Raw genomic sequence first — 234 nt, forward strand, 5'->3', positions numbered from 1 at the left:
GTGAAGATCTGGTCATAGTGTTCAGGCGGCAGGTAGCCAGGCGAACCCTCGGTGGCCATGGCCAGCTGGGTACGCATCATGATGGCGTCGGCAAAACCGCGCAGCAGCATGACCATGGCGACGATGATGTACATCACGCCGATTTTCTTGTGGTCGACCGACGTCAGCCACTCGGTCCACAAATAGGTCCACTTCTTGAAGTAGGTGAGTGCCGCAAACAGCGCCAGACCACCC

1 pseudogene is annotated in these 234 nt (G+C 58.1%); it reads right to left on the reverse strand.

What is annotated here, in order from left to right:
* Nucleotides 1-227, reverse strand: a pseudogene (locus tag AAEZ08_RS23490) (cytochrome o ubiquinol oxidase subunit I); the annotation flags it as partial.
* Nucleotides 228-234: the final 7 nt, after the last annotated feature.

It is taken from the genome of Pseudomonas sp. E45-MNA-CIBAN-0222, assembly GCF_040310405.1.
GTDB lineage: Bacteria > Pseudomonadota > Gammaproteobacteria > Pseudomonadales > Pseudomonadaceae > Stutzerimonas > Stutzerimonas stutzeri_AC.